17 protein-coding genes are annotated in these 21,669 nt (G+C 64.2%); 8 read left to right on the forward strand and 9 right to left on the reverse strand.

All coding sequences use genetic code 11. The annotated features are described in order from the left end of the window. Window positions 1-16 precede the first annotated feature (16 nt). The 4 genes from ABD842_RS07530 to ABD842_RS07545 form a co-directional block, all read right to left on the reverse strand. Window positions 17-2,248 carry a xanthine dehydrogenase family protein molybdopterin-binding subunit gene (locus ABD842_RS07530; RefSeq protein WP_345112236.1) on the reverse strand — a complete coding sequence of 744 codons (2,232 nt, stop codon included), beginning with the start codon at window positions 2,246-2,248 and terminating at the stop codon, window positions 17-19. Window positions 2,249-2,253: 5 nt separating this feature from the next. After that, on the reverse strand, window positions 2,254-3,273 hold the full coding sequence (locus ABD842_RS07535) for an FAD binding domain-containing protein (RefSeq protein WP_345112239.1): 1,020 nt from the start codon (window positions 3,271-3,273) through the stop codon (window positions 2,254-2,256). An 81-nt stretch (window positions 3,274-3,354) separates the two neighbouring features. Then, window positions 3,355-3,891, reverse strand: coding sequence for a (2Fe-2S)-binding protein (locus tag ABD842_RS07540; RefSeq protein WP_345112241.1), 537 nt, complete (start codon window positions 3,889-3,891; stop codon window positions 3,355-3,357). A 782-nt stretch (window positions 3,892-4,673) separates the two neighbouring features. Beyond that, window positions 4,674-5,318 carry an outer membrane beta-barrel protein gene (locus ABD842_RS07545; RefSeq protein ID WP_345112243.1) on the reverse strand — a complete coding sequence of 215 codons (645 nt, stop codon included), beginning with the start codon at window positions 5,316-5,318 and terminating at the stop codon, window positions 4,674-4,676. A gap of 209 nt (window positions 5,319-5,527) precedes the next feature. Between ABD842_RS07545 and ABD842_RS07550 the strand changes: the two genes are divergently transcribed. Continuing rightward, window positions 5,528-6,784: a pyridoxal phosphate-dependent aminotransferase gene (locus ABD842_RS07550; RefSeq protein ID WP_345112246.1), complete on the forward strand. Its 1,257-nt coding sequence runs from the start codon at window positions 5,528-5,530 to the stop codon at window positions 6,782-6,784. A gap of 75 nt (window positions 6,785-6,859) precedes the next feature. Here the strand turns inward: ABD842_RS07550 and ABD842_RS07555 are convergent, their stop codons facing one another. The 3 genes from ABD842_RS07555 to dnaB all read right to left on the reverse strand — a co-directional run bounded on the left by ABD842_RS07555 (window position 6,860) and on the right by dnaB (window position 12,148). Beyond that, complete coding sequence (locus tag ABD842_RS07555) at window positions 6,860-8,212, reverse strand: WD40/YVTN/BNR-like repeat-containing protein (protein ID WP_345112248.1); 1,353 nt, start codon at window positions 8,210-8,212, stop codon at window positions 6,860-6,862. A gap of 8 nt (window positions 8,213-8,220) precedes the next feature. Next, window positions 8,221-10,353 carry a YCF48-related protein gene (locus ABD842_RS07560; RefSeq protein WP_345112251.1) on the reverse strand — a complete coding sequence of 711 codons (2,133 nt, stop codon included), beginning with the start codon at window positions 10,351-10,353 and terminating at the stop codon, window positions 8,221-8,223. A 184-nt stretch (window positions 10,354-10,537) separates the two neighbouring features. Continuing rightward, window positions 10,538-12,148, reverse strand: a complete 1,611-nt coding sequence (gene dnaB / locus ABD842_RS07565; RefSeq protein WP_345112254.1) for a replicative DNA helicase — start codon at window positions 12,146-12,148, stop codon at window positions 10,538-10,540. A 199-nt stretch (window positions 12,149-12,347) separates the two neighbouring features. Between dnaB and ABD842_RS07570 the strand changes: the two genes are divergently transcribed. Both ABD842_RS07570 and ABD842_RS07575 read left to right on the forward strand, forming a co-directional pair. Then, entirely contained in the window at window positions 12,348-13,733 is a 1,386-nt protein-coding gene (locus ABD842_RS07570; RefSeq protein ID WP_345112257.1) for a UDP-N-acetylmuramate--L-alanine ligase, read from the forward strand. Continuing rightward, window positions 13,730-14,428 (forward strand): alpha/beta fold hydrolase, encoded by a 699-nt coding sequence (locus tag ABD842_RS07575; protein ID WP_345112260.1) that lies wholly within the window; start codon window positions 13,730-13,732, stop codon window positions 14,426-14,428. Before ABD842_RS07570 ends, ABD842_RS07575 begins: the two co-directional genes overlap by 4 nt. Window positions 14,429-14,604: 176 nt before the next feature. On the opposite strand, the gene ABD842_RS07580 is transcribed toward ABD842_RS07575, so the two are convergent. Then, window positions 14,605-15,171: a hypothetical protein gene (locus ABD842_RS07580; RefSeq protein WP_345112262.1), complete on the reverse strand. Its 567-nt coding sequence runs from the start codon at window positions 15,169-15,171 to the stop codon at window positions 14,605-14,607. 23 nt (window positions 15,172-15,194) lie between these two features. Then, entirely contained in the window at window positions 15,195-15,995 is an 801-nt protein-coding gene (locus ABD842_RS07585; protein ID WP_345112264.1) for a M48 family metallopeptidase, read from the reverse strand. Between the two features lie 200 nt (window positions 15,996-16,195). On the opposite strand from ABD842_RS07585, the gene ABD842_RS07590 reads away from it, so the two are divergent. The 5 genes from ABD842_RS07590 to ABD842_RS07610 all read left to right on the forward strand — a co-directional run bounded on the left by ABD842_RS07590 (window position 16,196) and on the right by ABD842_RS07610 (window position 21,557). Continuing rightward, the gene (locus ABD842_RS07590) at window positions 16,196-16,810 is read left to right on the forward strand and encodes a fumarylacetoacetate hydrolase family protein (protein ID WP_345112265.1); all 615 of its coding nucleotides are present in this window, start codon (window positions 16,196-16,198) and stop codon (window positions 16,808-16,810) included. Window positions 16,811-17,009: 199 nt separating this feature from the next. Continuing rightward, window positions 17,010-19,016 (forward strand): M23 family metallopeptidase, encoded by a 2,007-nt coding sequence (locus ABD842_RS07595; RefSeq protein ID WP_345112266.1) that lies wholly within the window; start codon window positions 17,010-17,012, stop codon window positions 19,014-19,016. Between the two features lie 336 nt (window positions 19,017-19,352). After that, entirely contained in the window at window positions 19,353-19,937 is a 585-nt protein-coding gene (locus ABD842_RS07600) for a lipocalin family protein (RefSeq protein ID WP_345112268.1), read from the forward strand. After that, window positions 19,937-20,383, forward strand: a complete 447-nt coding sequence (gene bcp / locus ABD842_RS07605) for a thioredoxin-dependent thiol peroxidase (protein WP_345112269.1) — start codon at window positions 19,937-19,939, stop codon at window positions 20,381-20,383. Before ABD842_RS07600 ends, bcp begins: the two co-directional genes overlap by 1 nt. Before the next feature lie 268 nt (window positions 20,384-20,651). Next, window positions 20,652-21,557: a transketolase gene (locus tag ABD842_RS07610; RefSeq protein ID WP_345112271.1), complete on the forward strand. Its 906-nt coding sequence runs from the start codon at window positions 20,652-20,654 to the stop codon at window positions 21,555-21,557. Window positions 21,558-21,669 lie beyond the last annotated feature (112 nt).

A 21,669-nucleotide genomic window follows, 5' to 3' on the forward strand; every position in this document is an offset into this window, starting at 1 on the left:
TATCAGCAGCTATCCTTTACAGCAGCTTATCGAGCATAATCGGCAGCTCCCGCACGCGCTTGCCGGTGGCGTGGAAGATGGCGTTGGCCACGGCGGCGGCCACGCCCAGCATGCCGACCTCGCCAATGCCTTTCACCCCCAGCGGATTCACGATGTCGTCTTCCTCCTCCACGAATACCACGTCGATGTCGTGGATGTCGGCGTTGACGGGAATGTGGTACTCGGCGTAGTTGTGGTTCACGTAGCGGCCGAACTTATGGTCCATCACGGTTTCCTCCATCAGCGCCGCGCTGATGCCCCACACCACCGAGCCCAGCACCTGGGAGCGGGCAGTTTTGGGGTTCATGATGCGGCCGGCGGCCACGGCATTCACCACCCGGGTGACGTGCACGGTGCCCAGGTCCTCATCTACCTCCACTTCCACAAATACCGCGTTGTGGGCGTGCAGCGAGTACTGCTTCTGCTTGGCCAGGTCCGGCGCGGCGGTGGCGTCGGCTTCCAGCTTGGTTTCCCCGCTGGCCTGCACAATGTCGCGGATGACGACGGCCTGGTTGTGGTCGAGGCGCAGGCGCAGCTGGCCGTTCACGAACTCCACGTCCTCAAACTTGGCGTCGGCCAGCGGCGAGCCTTCCATCTTCTGGGCCAGCTTAAGCAGCTTTTCGCCCAGAGCCTCGCAGGCTTCCTTCACGGCCGTGCCTACCGAGGCGGCGGTCCAGGAGCCGCCCTGCACGGGGGCGGGAGGGAAGTTGGTGTCGCCGAGCTGGAAATCGACGGCCTCCAGGGGCAGGCCCAGGTACTCGGCCGCCACCTGCGTCATAATGGTGTAGGTGCCGGTACCGATTTCGTTGGTGGCGCTCTGCACCGTCAGCTTGCCGTCGGCCGAGAGCGAGACTTTCGCGGCGGCCTTCTGCTGGCTGGCATCCCAGACGCCGCTGGCCATGCCCCAGCCCACGAGCATGTTGCCGCGGCGGGTGGCGCGGGGCGCGGGGTTGCGCTTCTCCCAGCCAAACTTGGCCGCGCCCTCGTGGTAGCACTCCCGCAGCTTCTTGCTCGAAAACGGCTTGTCGAGGTTCTGGTCGCGGTCGGCGTAGCTGCGCAGGCGCAGCTCCAGCGGGTCGAGGCCGGCGGCGTAGGCCAGCTCATCCATGGCAATTTCGAGGGCAATGGAGCCGGTGGCGGCGCCGGGGGCGCGCATGTCCTGGGGCGAGTACACGTCGAGCTTGGCCAGCTGGTAGCCCAGCTTCACGTTGGCGCACTGGTAGAGCATGCCCGACCAGTTCACCACGTTTTCGGTGTAGTCCTCAAAGCGCGAGGTTTCGTGCAGAGCGTGGTGGTGCAGGGAAGCCAGCGAGCCGTCGGGGTTGGTACCCAGCTTCACGGTTTGCAGCGTGTGGGGGCGGTGACCGATGCTGAACATCTGCTGGCGCGTGAGGCTCACCCGCACGGAGTGTCTCAGTTCCAGCGCCGCCAGCACGGCCATAAACAGCTGGTACTGGGGCCGCAGCCCCGAGCCGAAGCCGCCGCCGGTGTACCGGGAGATAACCCGGGCCTCGTCCTTGCTCAGCCCAAAGATCTGACGGATGTAGCGCTGGCTGTTGGGGGCGCCCTGGGTTTTGTCGTACACGGTCAGCTTGCCGCCCTCGTGGTACTCCACGGTGGAGGCAAACATTTCCATCGGGTTGTGGTGCTGGGTGCCGTGCACGTACTCCTGGTCGACGCGGTGGGTGGCACGCTCGAACTCCTGGTCGGCCTGGCCCCGGGGCGGGGGCGGCGGCACGAAGCCGGTTTTGCCGGTACCGGGCTCAAAGCCCTGGGTGCGCTTGGTTTCGATGTCGGTTTCGTGCCCGGCCTGCTCGTACTCGATCTTCAGAATCGAGGCGGCATAGCGGGCCAGCTCAAACGTGTCGGCCACCACCAGCGCCACGGGCTGCTGGCTGAACTTGACCTCGGCGCTGTGCAGGGGCCGGAACGGGGAGCCGCCGGGCGCGATGTCGTCCTTGTAGCTACGGTCTAGTAGGGCCAGCGTGGGCACGTTTTCGTGGGAGAAAACCTGCAGTACGCCCGGCAGCGCCAGCACTTCGGCCGCGTCTATCTTCGTGATTTTGCCCTTGGCAATGGGGCTGCTCACCACGTAGCCGTAGGCCAGGTTGGGTACGTTGAACTCGGCGGCGTACTTGGCGGCGCCGGTTACCTTGGCCGGGCCGTCGACGCGGCTCGTGGCCTTGCCGATATAGTTGGTATCGTTCATCTGGCTTACGGATTAGAGTTCTGGAAGGCTTCAGTTACGGGCATACCCTCGGCAGCCTGCTTCAGGGCGCGTACGATGGCGCGCTTGGCCAATTCAATTTTGAACGTGTTGTGGCCGTAGCCTCTGGCACCCTCCACTACTTTGGCAGCCACCCGGCGGAAAGTGTCCTCGGTAGCCGGCTGGCCTTTGAGCATTTCTTCGGCGGCCGGGTCGCGCCAGGGCTTGTGGGCCACACCGCCCAGCGCCAAGCGGGCTTCCTTAATCGTATTGCCGTCCAGCTGTAGGGCGGCCGCCACCGATACCAGCGCAAAAGCGTAGCTGGACCGGTCGCGCAGCTTCAGGTAGCTGAAGTTCTTACTAAAGTCCTCGGCCGGCAGGTCGATGGCCGTCACGATTTCGTCGGGCTGGAGCGTGTTGTCGAACTGGGGCGTGTCGCCGGGCAGGCGGTGGAAGTCAGCAAACGGAATGGTCCGCTCCCCGCTTTTGCCCGTCACGCGCACCGTGGCGGCCAGCGCGGCCAGGGCCACGCACATATCCGACGGATGCGTGGCAATGCACGACTCGCTGGTGCCCAGAATGCCCAGAATGCGGTTGTAGCCGCCGATGGCCGAACAGCCCGAGCCGGGTTCCCGCTTGTTGCAGGGCGTGGCCACGTCGTAGAAATAGTAGCAGCGGGTGCGCTGCAACAGGTTGCCGCCATTGGTAGCCATGTTGCGCAGCTGGGGCGAGGCCCCGGCCAGAATCGCCTGGCTCAGCAGCGGATACCGCCGCTCCACCTCCTCGTGCCAGGCCGTATCGGCGTTGGTAGTCAGCGCGCCGAGGCGCAGGCCGCCGTCGGGCAAGGCGTCAATTTTGGTGAGCGGCAGGTGGTTGATGTCGATCAGCCGGGTGGGCCGCTCCACGTTTTCCTTCATCAAATCGAGCAGGTTGGTGCCGCCCGCAATGAATTTAACCTGGTCGGAAGCCGATTTTTCGCGCACTGCCGTGTCGACGGCCGTGGCGCGGGTATAGGTGAAACTGTTCATTTCTTAGAGCTGAGAAGTTGGATTTTAGAGCTTCGAGGCAGGTAGGAATGACGGAACCCTGGGGTTTCGCGCTTCTCCGTTCTAGCCTCTCAGCTCTCGGTTCTGGCTATCCAGCACTTCCTGCACGGCCGACAGAATGTTGGTGTAGGCGCCGCAGCGGCAGAGGTTGCCGCTCATCAGCTCCTTGATTTCGGCGGCCGTTCTGGCCTTGCCCTCGTTGAGCAGGCCCTGAGCCGAGCAGATCTGGCCCGGCGTGCAGTAGCCGCACTGGAAGGCGTCGTGGTCGATGAAGGCCTGCTGCAGCGGGCTCAGGTTGTCTTCGGTGCCCAGCCCTTCGATGGTGGTGATGTCGGCGCCTTCCTGCATGACGGCCAGCGTCAGGCAGGAGTTGATACGCCTGCCATCGACGAGAACCGTGCAGGCCCCGCACTGCCCATGGTCGCAGCCCTTTTTGGTGCCGGTCAGGTCGAGGTGCTCACGCAGGGCGTCGAGCAGGGTGGTCCAGGGCGCCAGGTGCAGCTGTTTCTGCTCGCCGTTTATCCGCAGCGTAATGGTGCTGGTCGGCGGCAGGGGCGCGAGAATAGCGGCCCCGGAGGAGGAAGTCGGGTTTTCGGGCATAAGGACAAGGTGAGTTGGAAGTGAGGGACTAAAAAACCCGGCTGCTGGTGTGGCAAGCAGCCGGGCCTCGGGGGAAGCAACAGGATCGGAGCGGCCCGCTATAAAGGCAGAGCCGGGTACGGAGGGCGCAAAAAGTGCTTTTCAGAATACGCAGAGGCGGGGTTTAAGTTAAAGCCCGGCTTCACTTTTTCAGCTTACTTTTTCCCCTTTACGTCCTGCTCCGACTGTCGGTCCCCACAGCCAGCCGCAGCGCCAGGTACCCGGCCGGCAGAATTACTTCCGATTCTATGCGCGCACTATTCCAAACAAGGGCTAAACAGGGCTTGCATTGTACTGGGAGGTAAGCAGTCTGAATGATCCCCGCCGCCCCGCTTGCGGTACTCCTGGTTTTGCTGTTTGCTGCCCACAGCTGGGTCCAAACTGCTTCCCACACCCTCACGGCAAGCTCACCAGCGCCCCAGGCCAGCCCCTGGAAAACAGCTCAATGAGGTTGAAGAAGTCGGGCATGGGCGTGAATACGGCCACGGACGGCAGCCCGCTGCGGCACCTTAGCGGGCCGGGCCACATCACTCGGGAGCTGACGGGGAACGGGTGGCCGGCAACACGGCCGTGACGCCCGAGGCCAGCGCCCTGGAGCGGATGACAGTGCCGAAAGGCAGCACGGCTACGCTGTACGGCAGCGTAGCCGCCGGCGGTGGGCTGAACCGGGTATCAGGCAGCTGGTCACCACCTGACTTTCGCCCGGCCGGCGGCAGCTCAACCGCCCTGCCTCGCCGCTAACGCTACTCGGGCCGGCCCAGGCTGTACCCGACCCCGACCAGGAGCATGGCACTGGGCAGCAGTTCGTAGTACACGGTTTTACTCCCCAGCCGCAGGCCCACCGTGCCATCGGCCAGGGCCGACCACCGCGGCGTAGCCTGGTAGCGGCAGCCCAGGCCGCCGGCCAGAAACACATCGAGGCGCTGCTCGACCTGATCCTGGGAAGAGGTGCTGGGCAGGCCGCTGCTGTAGTAGTAGGTCTGCCGGTCGTTGATATCGGAGTAGCGCAGCGTGAGGCCGCCGAGCAGGGCCGCCCGAAACTTTTGCGCCGGGTTCAGGGCTACCTGCAGCTGCAGCGGCACCACCGTGCTGTGCACCACTTTGTGCTGCACAAACTGCTGGCCCGCGCTGCTCTCTTCCCGATCCTGCCTGCTGCGCTGATACGCCACGCTGCCGCGCAGGGCTACGCGCGGGCTCAGGTCGTAGGTGGCGTGCAGGGTGGGCGCAAACCGGATGCCGTCGACGGACGTGTTGGCTCCGATGTAGTAGCCCGACATCGACGTCAGACCTAGTCCGACACTCCAGGGCCGGGCGGCGGGAGTAGCTTCGCTTTGCGCCTGGGCCAAAGCCGGCAGCAAGCAACCAGCCAGCAGTAGCAGCTTTTTCATACCCGATTTTATAGTTTTAAAACAATATTCGTCCGGCAAGCTACTGATTTTTGCCAACCAGGGCGCCATCATGCGGACCTGATTTCAACCCGGCCGGCCGGCGGCCGCGCCCCGGCCGCGGCGGCGCTTTTTAGGCAGCTTGATTTTTTTGCCGCCGGGGCGCGTCCACCGCTAGCCATCCTATATTTGGGCAAAAACCGACGCGACCTATGCAAGTCTCCAGAATGGCGGGTAGCCTGATTGGCTCCGAGATTATCAAAATCGGCAACGAGGTCAACGAGATGATCAAAAAGGGGGAGCAGATCTGCAACCTCACCATCGGCGACTTTGCCCCCGCCATCTTCCCGATTCCGGCGGAGCTGGCCACCGGCATCACGGCGGCCTACCACGACCACCAGACCAACTACCCGCCCGCCAACGGCGTGGCCGAGCTGCGCAATGCCGTGGCCCGGTTCACCACCGAGCGGCTGGGCCTCACCTACTCGCCCAACGACATTCTGGTGGCCGGCGGCTCCCGCCCCCTCATTTACGCCACCTACCTGGCCCTGGTCGACCCCGGCGACAAAGTGGTGTTCCCGATACCGTCCTGGAACAACAACCACTACTGCCACCTGGCGGGCGCCGAAGCGGTGCTGGTGGAAACCCGGGCCGAGAACAACTTCATGCCCACCGCCGCCGAGGTAGCGCCCCACCTGAAGGGCGCCACGCTGCTGGCGCTCTGCTCGCCGCTGAACCCGACCGGCACCGTGTTTTCCCGGGAAGACCTCGAGCAGATCTGCGACCTGGTCATTGCCGAAAACCAGAGCCGCGCGGCCGATGAGAAGCCGCTCTACATCATGTACGACCAGATTTACTGGATGCTCACCTTCGGCGAAACCCGGCACTACGACCCGGTAAACCTGCGCCCCGAGCTGCGCGACTACGTGGTCTACATCGACGGCATCTCCAAGTGCTTTGCCGCCACCGGCGTGCGGGTGGGCTACGCCTTCGGCCCGGCGGGCGTCATCGACAAGATGAAGTCCATCCTGGGCCACGTGGGCGCCTGGGCCCCGAAAGCCGAGCAGGTAGCCACCGCCGCCTTTCTGCCCCAGACGGCCGCCGTGGATGACTTCCTCGACGACTTCAAGATCAAGGTGCAGCAAAGCCTGAACGCACTGTACCACGGCCTGCAGGAGCTGAAAAATGCGGGCTACCCCGTCGATGCCATGGTGCCGATGGGGGCCATCTACCTCACGGCCCAGCTGAACGTGCTCGGCAAAACGACCCCGGCCGGGCAGGTGCTGCACACCAACAAGGATATCACGTTCTACCTGCTGTCGGCGGCGAAGCTGGCCCTGGTGCCCTTCGGCGCCTTTGGCACGTCCGATACCTCCACCTGGTTCCGCATGTCGGTGGGGGGAGCTTCGCTGCAGTCCATTGAGGCCGCCCTGCCGCGGCTCAGGAAGGCGTTGGACGCGCTTCGCTAGCCCCTCATAAGCCCACAAGCACTAAGCCCTTCCGCACAACTGCAGAAGGGCTTAGTGCTTGTTAGTTCCTGAAAGCTAGCGGGCGAAGTAATACAGGCCGTCGGACGACGACACGAGCAGGGTACCGTCGGGGCGGATGTGGAAGCAGTTGATAGGCTTGGTGAAGCCGGTGCTGGCCAGCGCGTAGTTGCCGGGTGTGCCGGCGTAAACGCCCGGCGTAAGGTTGCCCCGCACCAGGAAGTACATCTTGTTCTGGTACGGCGTCAGCTGGTCAACCTGGCAGGTCGAGTGGGTTTGGGGAGTGTAAAAGGAAGTTACGCTGCCCGTGAGGGTGACCGGCGACAAGGTGGCCACGTAGCCGTCGTAGCTGGAGGCCACCACCAGGTTGCCCGCATTATCGACGGCCATGTCGTAGGCCGGGCTGCCAATGTACTGGGAGGACGTGGTCTGCTTCTGCCAGTTGTCCCCGTTGTCGGTTGATTTGAACAGCGCACTCCACTTATCGAACACGTAGAGGCTGCCATTCGGGTGCCGGGTCAGGAAGCTGTACTGCTCATAGTACTTGCCGTCGAGCAGCAGCTTGCGCCAGAAGCCGCCGTTGGTGGTGGTCCGATAGAGCCCGTCGAAGTAGAAGCTGACGAAAACGGCATTGTCCTCCACCTGCAGGCCGATAGGGTAGCGGTGGTCGAGGATGCCGTTGTTGATGGCCGTCCAGGTGGCGCCCTTGTTGGTGGAGGTGTACACGCCGCTGTTGCGCAGCAGCGCGTAGAGCGTACCAGCCGAGTTGCACTTGAGAAACTGCACATCCTCGTTGGGCACGGGCGCCGTCAGTGGCCGCCAGTTTACCCCTTCGTCGGTGGAGGTGTAGGGCAGCCCCCCGAACAGGGCGTACAGCCCGCCTGCACAGTTGCAGAACTCCGCTGCCGGCCCCCGCGAGGGGCTGGGGCCGCAGGCCCGGCTCCAGCCCGTAGGCTTCTGGGCCGTGGCCGTAACGCTCACCGAATCGAGCGGCAGGCAGCCGGGGCCCTGGCAGCCGGGGGCCAACAGGTAAAAGGTTACTTTCTGCTGCTGGGCATTGCAGCCCAGGCTCCACCGGGTGCGGGCCAGGCCTTTGCGGTCCACGAGCAGGGTATTCGACTGGGCCAGGCCGCTGGGCGCCGCCTCCACCGAGCCGTTGCCCACGCGCATCTTGAAAGTCACCACGTAGTCCTGAGCCGCCTTGGCGGCGGCCGGAGTCACTTTCAGCACCAGGCTGTCGGGCAGGCTGGCACCGTAGGTCGAGGTTTGCTGGTCGCCGCGAACCAGGGTTAGCGTTGCCGTCGGGGCCGGGGCGGGCGGGTTCTGGGGCGTGGGGCGGTCTTTTTCGCAGGCCGTTGTCAGCGCCAGCAGGCCGCCGGCCAGCAGATAAGGTAGCAGTAGTTTTTTCATGGCGGATATTACTGCTTGATAAACCGGTGGGTAAGGCTGAGGTGCTGGCTGCTTTCAGCCCGAAGCACGTACAGGCCCGCGGGCAACTCTGCCACGCTCAGCGCGTGCAGCGGCCCGCCCCGGCGCGGCTCCAGCACCAGGCGGCCCTGCCCGTCATAAACCCGCAGGCTCACCGGCACGAAGCCGGCCGGATACTGCACCGTCACCGTTTTGGACGCGGGGTTGGGGTACAGCTCCAGGGCGGCGCCCCGGGGCGCCGCCCCCACCGAGGTGCTCAGGATGGTGCGGTCCGTCAGGTCACGGCGGTAGACGGAGTAGTCGGTCAGGGCCAGCACGGTGGTGGCGTCGCGGAAATAATACTTGCGCACGCCCGGCAGCCGCTCAGCCACGGTAGTAATCACTTTCCAGGTCCGCCCCCCATTGTCGGTGCGGGCCAGGTCGCCTACCGAGCTGCCCACGTAGGCCACCGAGTCGGACACGAAGTGAAGGTCAATCAAAGAGAAATTCAGGCCGCTGGCAACGCTGGTCCAGGTCGTGCCCCCGTCGGTGGTGCGCACAATGCCGCCGTAGGTGCCCACGGCCAGCCCGAAGGTGGGCGTGCGGAACTTGATTTTAAGCAGATCGTTGTTGACCGGTGCATCCACTTCCTGCCAGCTGCTGCCGCCGTTGGTGGTGCGCACGATCTTGCCCACGGCCCCGCAGGCGTAGCCTACCTGAGGCGTCGGGAAGTCGAGCGAGGCCAGGCGGTTCTGGAAGCCGGGGCCGTAGTAGCTCCAGCTCTGCCCGCCGTTGGTGGACTTGGCCAGCCGGGCCGGGCCCGACACCGAACTGCCAGTGGTGAAAATCACCTTGCTGCTGAGCAGCAGGTAGTCCGTGGCCGACCGGTGGCCCACGAAAGCGCCGGACCGGGGCGTGGCCGTCCGGAAGCTTTTGCCTCCGTCGTAGGTCATGTAGAAGCCGTTGTTGGTCGTCACCACCAGGCCCGTGTCGGGGTCGGCGAAGTGCAGGCCGTAGATGTTCCGGTAGGCCGGCAGGGTCTGCTCATCCACCACCCAGCGCTGGCCGTAGTCGGAGGTGCGCCACAGGCCGGCGGCCTCGCCGCCGATGAGGCCTTCGCCGTTGCGGCCAAAAAACATGGCGTAGTTGGTGCGCAGGTTGGTCGAGCTCGGGTTGTGCATCCGCCAGGTCCGGCCCCCGTCCCGGGTGATGACGATGGCGCCGTCGCCGCCCACGCCGCAGCCAAACTGGGCGGTGGGAAAGTGTACGCCCGTCCAGGAGAAGGTGTAGTTGGAGTGGTAAACCCGCGGGGCCGTAGCTCCCCCATCGATGGTCTGGCTGATGGTGGAGTAGCTGGTCAGGAACACCCCGCGCTGGCTGTCGGTGAAGTACATGCAGTCGGCCGAATCCCAGGCGCCCGCCAGGGGCGTCCAGGTCGCGCCGCCGTCCAGGGTGCGGTAGGTGCCGCCGAAGTCGACGTTAACGTAGCCTTCGGTGGCCGTGCGGAACATGATGGTGCGGTAGCGCCGGCCCGCCAGGCCGGGCAGCAGCTGCCAGGAGGCGCCGGCATCACTGGTTTTGAACAGCTCAAATCCGACAATCAGGTAGCCCACCCGGGCGGAGGGAAACACGAGCTGGGTGACAGTAGGATACGAGCTGCCCGAGCCGCCGGCCGGTACGTGGGTATCCTGCCAGGTCTGCCCCGCATCGGTGGTTTTGTACACGGGCCCGTTCAGGCAGTTCAGATAGCCCGTGCGGGCCGAGGTAAACTGCAGCCCCGTGGCCTGGTCCTGGTTGGGAAAGCCACTGGTCATCAGGGTCCAGGAAACGCCCGCGTTCTGGGTTTTCAGCAGGCCGTAGTCCTGGAGTACGTAGCCCGTATCGGCGGCCGTAAACCACACTGACCGCATCCGGGAGCTGGAGGTATTGGCCGGCAGCGGCAGCTTACTCCAGCTCAGGCCCGAGTCCGCGGTTTTGACGATGACGCCCCGCCCGCCCTGCTCCCCGACGACGTAGCCCGCCTGGTCGGAGGTGAAGTAGACGCCGCTGGCCGAAATTCCCAGCGGATACGCCGCCTGCCACTGTCCTTGAGCCGTCTGCGCTAATCCGCTCAGTAAGAGCAGTACGAAGTATAGTTTCTTCATGTAAACAAGTGAATAAAATCAATAAACCAGCGCGGCCTTAATGGATGAGCCCGCTTTCCGTCTGCAAAGCTGCCGGAATTTGGGTACGATTCATAGCCTGGCCGCCGGGGTGAGCCTCTAAAGCCAAAAGCACCGGCTTGGGGCCAGTGCTTTTGCTGCTTTTACCACGGAGCCGGGGCAAGCCCTAAAACGGCGGGTCGTCGTTACCGAAGTTGCTCTTGGGGAAGGGCGAGGGGCCGGCCCCGCCCTCGTTGATCTTGCTGCCCAGCCGGATGGTGCCGGGCGTAAAGCCGCTCTGCTCGTCGAAGGTGCTGGCCGGGAAGGCGCCGGTGTTGTACTCGGCGTCCAGGCCGAAGCCGCCGCCGTCGAGGTCGGCAAACTTGGTGAATTTGCCGATAAACTTGAGCTGCACGGTTTCCAAAGAGCCGTTCCGGTGCTTGGCAATGATAACCTCACCGGTGCCCTGGGTGGGGTTGCCCATTTCGTCCTCCGTGATTTTGTAGTACTCGGGGCGGTAGAGGAAGATGACCATGTCGGCGTCCTGCTCGATGGAGCCCGATTCGCGCAGGTCACTGAGCTGGGGCTTCTTGTCGCCGCCGCGGGTTTCCACCGAGCGCGAGAGCTGCGACAGGGCCAGCACGGGCACGTTCAGCTCCTTGGCAATGCCCTTCAGGGCCCGCGAAATCGAGGCAATTTCCTGCTCCCGGTTGCCGGCACCCTTGCCATCGGTGTTGCCCGTCATCAGCTGCAGGTAGTCGATGATGATCATCTGGATGTCGTGGTGGGCCTTCAGCCGGCGGCACTTGGTGCGCAGCTCCCGGATGCTCAGGCCCGGCGTGTCGTCGATGTAGATCGGGGCCGACGACAGGGCGGAAATCTTGTGGTTGAGCTGGGCCCACTCGTAGTCGGCCAGGTTGCCCTTCTTGATTTTCTCGGAGTCCAGCTCGGCCTCGGCCGAAATCAGACGATTCACCAGCTGCAGCGAGGACATTTCCAGCGAGAAAATAGCCACCGGCTTCTTGAACTCCACCGCCGCGTTGCGCATGGCCGACACCACGAAAGCGGTTTTGCCCATCCCGGGCCTAGCCGCAATAATCACCAGGTCCGATGGTTGCCAGCCCGAGGTCACGCGGTCCAGGGCCGTGAAGCCCGAGGGCACGCCGGTGAGGCCGTCTTTCTGGTTTTTCTTTTCCTCGAGCTCCTTGATGGCCTTGCCCATCAGGCTGCGCATGTCGTCGAAGTTCTTGCGGATGTTGGATTCCGAGACTTCGAACAGGTCCTGCTCGGTCTTGTCGAGCAGGTTAAATACGTCGGTGGTGTCCTCGAAGGCGTCGCGCTGGATGGTGCTGGCAATGTTGATCAGCTCCCGCTTGATGGCGTTTTCGGTGATGATGCGGGCGTGGTACTCGATGTTGGCCGCCGAGTTCACCTTGAAGGTGAGGTTGGCCACGTAGTGGGCCCCGCCGGCGGTTTCCAGCTCGCCCATCTCCCGCAGCTCGTGCGTGACGGTCAGGATGTCAATCGGCTCCGACTTGTCGAACAGGTTCAGGATGGCCTTGAAGATGCGCGTGTGGCCTTCCTTGTAGAAGCTCTGGGGCTTGAGGATGTCGATAACCGTGGTCAGCGCGTCCTTCTCCAGCATCAGGGCCCCGAGGACGGCCGCTTCCAGCTCCAGGGCCTGCGGGGGCAGCTTGCCGGCCGGCCCACCCGGCCCGGCTTGCGCGGGGCGGCTGTTCCAGGCGGCTTTGGCCCGCGAGGCCGAAAGTTTTAAGCGGTCATCCATCTGGTCGTTCATCGTGTGCTCAGCAAATCTAACCCAAAAGGGGCACAAAGCTAACGGCTGGGCCGCAGAATGTGGGGTGGGCAAAAACTCTTTCTTTTCGATACATTGTCCGGGGCCGGCCGGGCAATGGCGGCCCGGCGGCGGCCGGCGCGGGCCGTTTGCTACCTTTGGCTCCCCGTTAAGCTTCTCCGCCCCGCTTTAGTTTTCCCGAATGCCCGCTACGCCCGCTTCCCTGAACCGCCTGCACCTGATTGCCACCGGCGGCAGCATCATGCACAACCTGGCCCTGGCCCTGCACCGCCGCGGCGCCCAGGTCACCGGCTCCGACGACGAAATATTTGAGCCCGCCAAAAGCCGCCTGGCCGCCGCGGGTTTGCTGCCGGCCCAGGAAGGCTGGTTCCCGGAGAAAGTCACCGCCGAGCTGGACGCCGTCATCGTGGGCATGCACGCCCGCGCCGACAACCCCGAGCTGCTGCGGGCCCAGGCGCTGGGGCTGCGGATCTACTCGTTTCCCGAGTTTATCTACGAGGCGTCGAAAGACAAGCAGCGCGTGGTCATCGGCGGCTCCCACGGCAAGACCAGCATTACGTCGCTGATTCTGCACGTGCTGCGCTACCACAAGCGCAAGTTCGACTACGCCGTGGGCGCCCAGCTCGAAGGCTTCGATCTGATGGTGCAGCTCACCGAGGACGCGCCCATTATCATCATCGAGGGCGACGAGTACCTGGCCTCCCCGATTGACCGGCGACCCAAGTTTCACCTCTACCAGCACCATATCGGCCTGATTTCGGGCATCAGCTGGGACCATATCAACGTGTTTCCGACCGAGGACGACTACCGCGAGCAGTTCCGCCTCTTCGCCGAGCTGACGCCCAAGGCCGGGGTGCTGATTTATGACCAGAACGACGAGCAGGTGCAGCTGGTGACCGTGCCCTCCAACCCCGAAGTGACCTACATCGGCTACGGCCCCCACGAGCACGTGGTGAAAAACGGCAAGACGGCCCTCATCACCAAAAAGGACGAGGAAGTGCCGATTCAGGTGTTTGGCGACCATAACCTGCGCAACATCTCGGCCGCCAAGGAAGTGTGCAAGCAGCTGGGCATCAAGGGCAGGGACTTCTACGAGGCGCTGGCCACGTTCAAGGGGGCGGCCCGGCGGCTGGAGCTGGTGCGCGAAGGCGAAGGCTCGGTGGTCTACAAGGACTTTGCCCACGCCCCGAGCAAGCTCAAGGCCACGGCCACGGCCTTCAAGAAGCAGTACCCGAAGCGGCGGCTGGTGGCCTGCCTGGAGCTGCACACCTTCAGCAGCCTGAACCCGGCCTTTCTGCCCCAGTACGCCCACACCTTCGACGCGCCCGACGTGGCCGTGGTCTACTTCAACCCCCACGTGCTGGAGCACAAGCGCCTGCCCCCGCTGCCGCCCGAAGCCGTACAGGCCGCCTTCCAGCGCCCCGACCTCAAGGTATTCACCGACAGCAAAGCCCTGGCCGACTTCCTGCACGAGCAAAGCTGGCCGAACGCCAATCTGCTGATGATGACCTCGGGCACGTTCGACGGCCTCGACCTGAATCACCTAGCCGAGGAAATAACCCGATGAAGCCCCACCTGCTCCTACTGCACGGCGCGCTGGGCTCAGCCAAGCAGCTGCAGCCCCTGGCCCGCGACCTAGCCCAGTACTGCCAGGTCCACACGTTTTCGTTCAGCGGGCACGGCGGCCGGCCGCTGGTAGCCGACGAGTTTACCATGCTGGGCTTTGCCCGGGAAGTCCAGCAGTATATCAGCCAGCAGCAGCTGCCGGCAGTGCACGTATTCGGCTACAGCATGGGCGGCTACGCGGCTTTGCTGAGTGCGCTGCTGGTGCCGGGCACCATCAAGTCCATTACCGCGCTGGGCACCAAGTTCGACTGGAGCCCGGCAATGGTGGCAGCGGAAACCCGGCTGCTGGACCCGGCCAAGATTCAGGAAAAGGTGCCGCAGTTCGGCGAGCAGCTGGAACGGACCCACGCGCCCACGCCCTGGTCCGCGGTGGTGGAAGCCACGGCGGCCATGCTCCGGCAGCTGGCCAACGACCCGCCCCTGACGGCCGCAAGCCTGGCCGATATCCGCATTCCGGTGCAGGTGCTGGTGGGCGAGCTGGACAAGACGGCCGGCGTCGACGCCTCGGCGCAGTTTGCCGCCTCCCTGCCCTATGCCACCTGCGAAACCATCATGAACACGCCCCACCCGCTGGAGCGCGTCAACCCGGACTTTCTGGCGGGCCGGATTGTGGGGTTTATTGCGGCCGTGGTGTAGAGGCGCCTACTGACGGCTCTACCTCGTTCTACCAAAAAAAAGGCCCGCTACTCACGCAGCCGGCCTTTTTTATTTCTCGTCCGGCCTGGGCGGCACCGGCGGCTTGGGCCGGCGCCGGTCTGCCACCACCAGCAGGGCCAGGGCCGTCAGGCTCAGGCGCAGAATCCATTGGCGGCTCATTTGCGGAAGATGCCGTTGGTTTCCTCCACCACCAGGTCGCAGCGGCTGCCGCCGCTGTTGTCTTCGCAGGTGGTGCCCACAATGCGGTTTTTCTCGAACGAGAAGTAGCAGAAGTTGCAGCCCACGCTGGTGATGATGTAGCGCTCGGCCTTGGAGTTCAGGTAGAGGCTCTTGTCGCTGGAGGTTTCCAGCGGAATGGCCATCGAGCGGAACATTCCGTCGCGCAGGCCCAGACCCACCAGGTAATAGATAGGTTTGTCCTTGGCGCTTTCCTGCACCTTGCGGATCATGGTCTTGTCGACCACGGTGCCGTCCTTAAACTCGCGGATGAAGGCCGACGCCAGCTGGGCGCGGGGAATCAGGTACTCCACTTTGCCCTCAGCCACCCGGGCTACCTGCTTGGTGGAGCCTTCCAGCTGGCGGCGGCGGGTTTCGTCACCCTCCGTCACCGGCTCACTCATTTCGGGGAAGCCCGCGCGCTTGGGCTTGGTGGTTTCGCAGGCCGACAGCAGGGCGGCGGCGGAAAAGGCGAGCAGCAGGAAGGAACGGGAGGGTATGTTCATCAGGATCGGGCGGAACCCCGGGGTTAGCGGGGCTTATAATACTTCTGGGCCTCGGGCAGCTCGCGCTGAATATCCGCAATGCGGGTGCCGTTGGAGGGGTGAGTGGAAAGAAATTCGGGCGGCGACGCCTGTCCGCCGCGGGCGTCCATGCGCTGCCAGAAGGCAATGGCCCCGTTGGGGTCGTAGCCGGCCAGGGCCATAAAGATAAGCCCCAGATGGTCGGCTTCCGTTTCCTGGCTGCGGCCGTACTTGAGCAGGCCTACCGACGAGCCAACCCCGAACGCCTGCAACGCCAGCTGCTGGGTGCCGGGGGCATTGCTGGCCAGCGCCGCCGACAGGGCTTGGCCGCCGTACTGCTGCACCAGGCCCTGGCTGAGCCGCTCGGAGCCGTGCTTGGCTACGGCGTGGGCAATTTCGTGGGCCATGACCACCGCCAGGCCATTCTCGTCCTGGGTGGTGGGCAGAATGCCGGTGTACACGGCGACTTTGCCGCCGGGCATGCACCAGGCATTTTCCTGCTTGTCCTCCAGCAGGTTGTACTCCCACTGGTAGCCGGCCAGCTGGGCCTGGGCATTCTGGGAGCTGAAGTACGATTCCACGGCCTGCTGGATCCGCTGCCCCACGCGCTTGACCAGGGCCGTTTGCTCGGCATTGGTTGAGCGCGGGCTGGTTCGGAGCACTTCGGCGTACTGCTGCTGGGCCAGGCTGATGACTTCGGCATCCGATACCAGGCTGAGCTGGCGGCGGCCCGTAATCGGGACGGTGGTGCAGCCGGCGGCGGCGAGCAGGCCGGCGCAGAGAACAAGCTGTTTGCAGGTGAGCATAGTCAGGGGGGCGCGGGGTGGAAAAAACGGCCGGCGGGCAGCGCGGGGCAATGGGAGCTATACGTCGGGCGGCGGGTAAAATGTTTGGGGCCGGCCTCCAACGGGAAGCGCAGCGGCTACGTAGGCAGCATTCCGGGTTTTTCGGGGCCGGGAATTAGCGCTATTTTTGACCGATACCCGTTCCTCCTTGCCTTTCCTCCATGAAAATAATCTGCATCGGCCGCAACTACGCCGACCATATTGCCGAGCTCCAGAACGAAACACCCGACGCACCCGTCATCTTTTTGAAGCCCGATACGGCCCTGCTCCAGCGCAACCAGCCCTTCTTCTACCCCGACTTCTCCCAGGACATCCACCACGAGATTGAGCTGGTGCTGCGCGTAAGCAAGAACGGCAAGAACATCGACGAGAAGTTTGCCCCCACCTACTTCGACGCCATCGGCCTGGGCATCGACTTCACGGCCCGCGACCTGCAAAGCCAGCTCAAAGGCAAGGGCCTGCCCTGGGAGCTGGCCAAGGGCTTCGACGGCTCCGCGCCCCTGGGCGCTACCTTCCGGCCCGTGGCCGACTTCGCCGACCTGGCCGACATCAACTTCCACCTCGCAGTAAACGGGGAAGTACGGCAGCGCGGCAACTCGGGGCTGATGCTCCACCCCTTCGCGGCCATCATCAGCTACGTGTCGCGCTTCTTCACCCTGAAAATGGGGGACCTGATCTTCACCGGCACGCCCAGCGGCGTGGGGCCCGTCCGGATCGGCGACCAGCTCACGGGCTACATTGAGGGCGAGAAGATCCTGGACCTGGCGGTGAAATAGCCGGCGGCAGTACCTGTTTTTGTTGATTGCGCCGTTGTAAGGCTGGTCTTTTTCCCGCCTGTCATCCTGAGTCTGCGCAGGACCTTCTCACGTTGAAGCGCCTCGTTCAACCGGCATAAGGTCCTTCGCTCTGCGCAGGATGACAGACGAAAAAAAGCTCCTTTGCCGGCACTTGTGCCTGTTGATTTGATTTTTCTGAATGCCGACTACCTCTTTGCCTACCTCGCCGCGCCGGCTGCTCAGCCTGGCTTTGCCTTTTCTGCTGCTCCTGGGGCTGCGGCCCACCTCCTGCGGCGGGCAGGAAGCCGATACGGCCGACGAAAAAAAGCCCCGGCCCGCCACGGTGCCCGCCGCCCGGCCCGCGGTGCCCAACGGCTACTTCCTGCTGCCCATTAAGCCCGGGCAGCCCAACTACCTGGCCGCCAGCATGGGCGAGCTGCGCCCCAACCACTTCCACGGCGGCCTCGACATCAAGACCGACGGGCGCACCGACCTGCCCGTGCACGCCTCGGCCGACGGCTACATCTCCCGGCTCAAGCAAAGCAGCTTCGGCTACGGCAACGTGCTCTACATCACCCATCCCAACGGGCTGGTAACGGTGTACGGCCACCTGAACCACTTCCTGGGGCCGGCCGCCCAGGCGCTGCTGCAGAAGCAGTACGAGAAGCAGACCTACGAGCAGGAAATGTTCTTTGCCAAAGACCAGATTCCGGTGCAGCGGGGCGAAATCGTGGCCTTGTCGGGCAACACCGGCGGGTCGGCGGGGCCGCACGTGCACTGGGAGGTGCGCGACGCCCAGGACAACCAGCTCAACCCCCTGCAGTGGGGCGGGTTCGCCGAAATTCAGGACCACGTGGCCCCCACGCTGCAGGCCTTTGCCGTGGAGCCGCTGACCATCGACGCCCGGGTGGCAGGCAGTTTCACCAAGGCCGTATTCACCCCCAAAGCCGCGCTGCCGGCCGGTGCGGCCCTCGCCTGGCCCGACACCATCATGGCCTACGGCACGGTGGGCATCCTGCTCCAGGCTTTCGACCGGTACGACAACGCCTGGAACAAGAACGGCCTGCAGCGCGTGGACGTGCGCGTGAACGGGCAGCCGCTCTACTCCCACGTCGTGGACAATATCCCGTTTCCGACCGGCACGCGCACCGTCAACCAGCACGTGGACTACGAGTGGATGATGACCCAGGGCCGCACCCTGCAGAAGCTGTTTGTGGACGACGGCAACGCCCTGCCCATCTACACCACCGGCCCCTCGAAGGGCAAGCTGCGGGTGGAGGACGGCCAGGTGTACACCGTGGAGGTGAAGATGAGCGACTCCTACGGCAACGCCACCCCACTCACCTTCGTGCTGCGCGGGCAGAAGCCGGCGTATACCAAAACCCGCAGCGCGGCCGTGAAAAAGCCCGGCCTGCGCTGGGAAGTCACCCGCAACATTCTCAAGGTCATTGCCGCCGACCCCGACACGGCCCGGCACAGCGGCAACCTGACGCTGCTGCGCGGCTCCCGCCGGCTTGAGCTTACGCCCAGCTACACCGCCCAGAGCCAGACCGTCTACCTCTACGACCTGCGCGCCGGCCGCCCCGACTCCCTGAGCTTCGGCGGTATCACCAAGCGCTTCGACCGGCAGGCCCTGATTCCGGCGGGCACCGAGCAGGGCTTCACCGACAGCTTCGTGAGCCTGCGCTTCGGGCCCCAGACGCTGTTTGACACGCTCTACCTGCAAACCAGCTACAAGGACGGCGCCTGGACCGTGCACCACCCCCGCCAGTCGCTGTACCTGCCGCTGGGCGTCACGCTCAAGCCGGCCACGGAAGTGCCCGACAAGGAGCACTCGGCGGTGTACTCGGTGAATGCCCGCGGCGCGCGCGCCTACGTGGGCGGCAAGTGGGACGGCAACCAGATTTCGTTTATGGCCAAGACGTTCGGGCAGTTCCGCATCTTCGCCGACACCATTCCGCCCACTGCCCGCCTCGTGAGCCGGGGCGCGGCCGGCCTCGTGTTTCAGGTCGGCGACAACCTCTCGGGCCTGGCCAGCTACCAGCTGCTCATCGGGGGCCGGTTCCGGCTGCTGCGCTACGAGCACAAGAACGCCACCCTGTTTACCGAGCGCCAGGACACGCTGGGCCCGCCCCTGCGCGGCCCCGCCACCCTGCGCCTTACCGACCAGGCCGGCAACGAAAAGGTCATCAACCTGAATCTGTAATACCGGTAGCTGCCCGCCGCCGGTGACAACGAGCGTGGAAGCGGTGGCAACGAGCGTGGAAGCGGTGACAACGAGCGTGGAAGCGGTGGCAACGAGCGTGGAAGCGGTGGCAACGACGTTTGAAGCACCGGTAAAGATCTTCCGAGTGGTGGGAATCACCTTATTACCAGCGTGAAGAATGTTTTAAGCGCCGCCGAAGATCTTCTCAGCAGCTCAAACCACGTTCGAAGCGGCGTGCAGCTGCTGCGGGGCGGCGCTACCCGCTTTCTTTTCGCCAACACCCGCCCGCCGGCCGCGTAAGACCACACTCCACCACCCGCTAACTGCTCCCGAATTATGGCTAAGAAGAACCTGATCAAGCGGCCCCAGCCCGGGCTCTATACCGCGGCCGCGGCTTTGGTGGGTACCGGGGTGGCGGCTTTCCTGTACGCCAAGCGCCAGCTGCGCCCCGAGCTGCCCACCGTGCCCCACGTCGACGTGAAGCGCTATATGGGCCTCTGGTACGAAGTGGCTCGCCTGCCCACGCGCTACGAAAAGGACTGCCAGCACGTGACAGCCCACTACCGCCTGATGCCCGACGGCAAGGTGAGCATCCTCAACACCTGCCATAAGCACGAGCTGGAGGGGCCGGTGGAAAAGGCCAAGGGCACCGCCCGCGTCGTGGATAAGCACACCAACGCTAAGCTCAAGGTGAGCTTTTTCTGGCCCTTTGAGGGCGACTACTGGATTCTGGACCTCGATTATGTGGATTACCAGTACGCCCTGGTGGGCGGACCCAACCGCAAGAACCTCTGGCTGCTGAGCCGCCACCCCCACCTCGACCGCACCTTCCGCGACCAGCTGGTGGCCAAGGGCCGGGAGCTGGGATTTCCGGTGGAAAACCTCATTTTTACCGGCCAACCCGTAACCGACCACGACTAATGATGCTGACCGCCGGCACTGCCGCCCCCGATTTTGAAGCCCCCGACCAAGACGGCAACCTCATCCGCCTTCGCGACCTGCGGGGCAAAAAGGTGGCCCTGTACTTCTACCCCAAAGACGACACGCCCGGCTGCACCGCCCAGGCCTGCAACCTGCGCGACCACCAGGCCGAGCTGACCGCCGCCAACGTGCAGGTTATCGGCGTGAGCGTGGATGGGGAGAAGTCGCACCAGAAGTTCGCCCTGAAGTACGAGCTGCCCTTCCCGCTGCTGGTCGATACCGACAAGAAAATAGTGGAAGCCTACGGCGTGTGGCAGGAGAAATCGATGTACGGCCGCAAGTACATGGGCACCATGCGCTTCACGTTTCTCATCGATGAAAACGGCCTTATCGAGAAAATCATCGAGAAGGTCGATACCAAGAACCACGCGGCCCAGCTACTGTAGGCCTCACCCCCGGCCCCTTTGCCTCCCCCCCGGCCCGCTCCCAAGGACAGGGAGCCTGATGGCGCAACCGGACAAACGCCTCAGCTTTTCAGCTGAGGCGTTTGTATTCAACGACTGGTTAAACAGCTGACGACTCCGCGTCGTCCGGGTCGTCAGGCTCCCCTCTCCTTGGGATAATGCGCATTAAGCATTTGCGGGCCGGGGGTGAGGTGTGGCCACTTCGCCAAGAACCTTACCTTTGCCCGTCTAAACCCTCCTACTCAATTCCATGTCGCAGGACGCTACGCTCACCCAGAACTCTTCTTCGGAAACCTCCGCCCCCCAGACCGCCAAAAGCGTCGCGGAGCTCCAGCAAATTGCCGCGCAGGTGCGCCGCGACATCGTGCGCATGGTGCACGCCGTAAACTCCGGCCACCCCGGCGGCTCGCTGGGCTGCACCGATCTGCTGGTGGCGCTGTACTTCCGCATCATGAAGCACGACCCGAGCTTCAACATGAACGGCGAAAACGAAGACCTGTTCTTTCTGTCGAACGGTCACATTTCGCCGGTTTTTTACTCCGTGCTGGCCCGCGCGGGCTACTTCCCGGTCAGTGAGCTGAGCACGTTCCGCAAGCTCAACTCGCGGCTGCAGGGCCACCCCGCCACCCACGAGCACCTGCCCGGCATCCGCATTGCCTCCGGCTCGCTGGGCCAGGGCTTGAGCGTGGCCACCGGCGCGGCCCAGGCCAAAAAGCTGAATGGCGACGCCCGCCGCGTGTACGTGCTGATGGGCGACGGCGAGCTGGAAGAAGGCCAGGTGTGGGAAGCGGCCCTGTATGCCCCCCACCACAAGGTCGACAACCTGATTGCCATCGTGGACCGCAACGGCCAGCAGATTGATGGCAGCACCGCCGAAATCGGGGGTCTGGGCAACCTGCGCGCCAAGTTCGAAGCCTTCGGCTGGCGCGTGCTTGAGGCCGACGGCAACCAGTTTGAAACCCTGCTCCCGGCCCTGGAAGAGGCCAATTCCCTCACCGGCCAGGGCCAGCCCATCATGCTGCTCATGGATACCCAGATGGGCTACGGCGTCGACTTCATGATGGGCTCCCACAAGTGGCACGGCGTGGCGCCCAACGATGAGCAGCTCGAAAAGGCGTTGCAGCAGCTGCTGGTGGAGCAGGCCGGCGACTACTAGAGTTCGGGGGCCGGTAGGGTCATTCCGAGCGAAGTCGAGGAATCTCGCGTGCTGACGGCGGAGTACTAATCCAACGGCACCACGCAAGATGCTTGGACTGCGCTCAACCTGA

It is taken from the genome of Hymenobacter algoricola (genome assembly GCF_039539525.1).
Lineage (GTDB): Bacteria > Bacteroidota > Bacteroidia > Cytophagales > Hymenobacteraceae > Hymenobacter > Hymenobacter algoricola.

Excerpts from the sequence above, each read along its gene's own strand:
- bcp (WP_345112269.1), top strand. The coding sequence starts at position 19,937 with ATGATGCTGACCGCCGGCACTGCCGCCCCCGATTTTGAAGCCCCCGAC.
- ABD842_RS07580 (WP_345112262.1), bottom strand. The coding sequence starts at position 15,171 with ATGAACATACCCTCCCGTTCCTTCCTGCTGCTCGCCTTTTCCGCCGCC.
- ABD842_RS07555 (WP_345112248.1), bottom strand. The coding sequence starts at position 8,212 with ATGAAAAAACTACTGCTACCTTATCTGCTGGCCGGCGGCCTGCTGGCG.
- ABD842_RS07540 (WP_345112241.1), bottom strand. The coding sequence starts at position 3,891 with ATGCCCGAAAACCCGACTTCCTCCTCCGGGGCCGCTATTCTCGCGCCC.
- ABD842_RS07575 (WP_345112260.1), top strand. The coding sequence starts at position 13,730 with ATGAAGCCCCACCTGCTCCTACTGCACGGCGCGCTGGGCTCAGCCAAG.
- ABD842_RS07545 (WP_345112243.1), bottom strand. The coding sequence starts at position 5,318 with ATGAAAAAGCTGCTACTGCTGGCTGGTTGCTTGCTGCCGGCTTTGGCC.
- ABD842_RS07535 (WP_345112239.1), bottom strand. The coding sequence starts at position 3,273 with ATGAACAGTTTCACCTATACCCGCGCCACGGCCGTCGACACGGCAGTG.
- ABD842_RS07530 (WP_345112236.1), bottom strand. The coding sequence starts at position 2,248 with ATGAACGATACCAACTATATCGGCAAGGCCACGAGCCGCGTCGACGGC.
- ABD842_RS07570 (WP_345112257.1), top strand. The coding sequence starts at position 12,348 with ATGCCCGCTACGCCCGCTTCCCTGAACCGCCTGCACCTGATTGCCACC.
- ABD842_RS07595 (WP_345112266.1), top strand. The coding sequence starts at position 17,010 with ATGCCGACTACCTCTTTGCCTACCTCGCCGCGCCGGCTGCTCAGCCTG.
- ABD842_RS07560 (WP_345112251.1), bottom strand. The coding sequence starts at position 10,353 with ATGAAGAAACTATACTTCGTACTGCTCTTACTGAGCGGATTAGCGCAG.
- ABD842_RS07600 (WP_345112268.1), top strand. The coding sequence starts at position 19,353 with ATGGCTAAGAAGAACCTGATCAAGCGGCCCCAGCCCGGGCTCTATACC.
- ABD842_RS07610 (WP_345112271.1), top strand. The coding sequence starts at position 20,652 with ATGTCGCAGGACGCTACGCTCACCCAGAACTCTTCTTCGGAAACCTCC.
- ABD842_RS07585 (WP_345112264.1), bottom strand. The coding sequence starts at position 15,995 with ATGCTCACCTGCAAACAGCTTGTTCTCTGCGCCGGCCTGCTCGCCGCC.
- ABD842_RS07590 (WP_345112265.1), top strand. The coding sequence starts at position 16,196 with ATGAAAATAATCTGCATCGGCCGCAACTACGCCGACCATATTGCCGAG.
- dnaB (WP_345112254.1), bottom strand. The coding sequence starts at position 12,148 with ATGAACGACCAGATGGATGACCGCTTAAAACTTTCGGCCTCGCGGGCC.
- ABD842_RS07550 (WP_345112246.1), top strand. The coding sequence starts at position 5,528 with ATGCAAGTCTCCAGAATGGCGGGTAGCCTGATTGGCTCCGAGATTATC.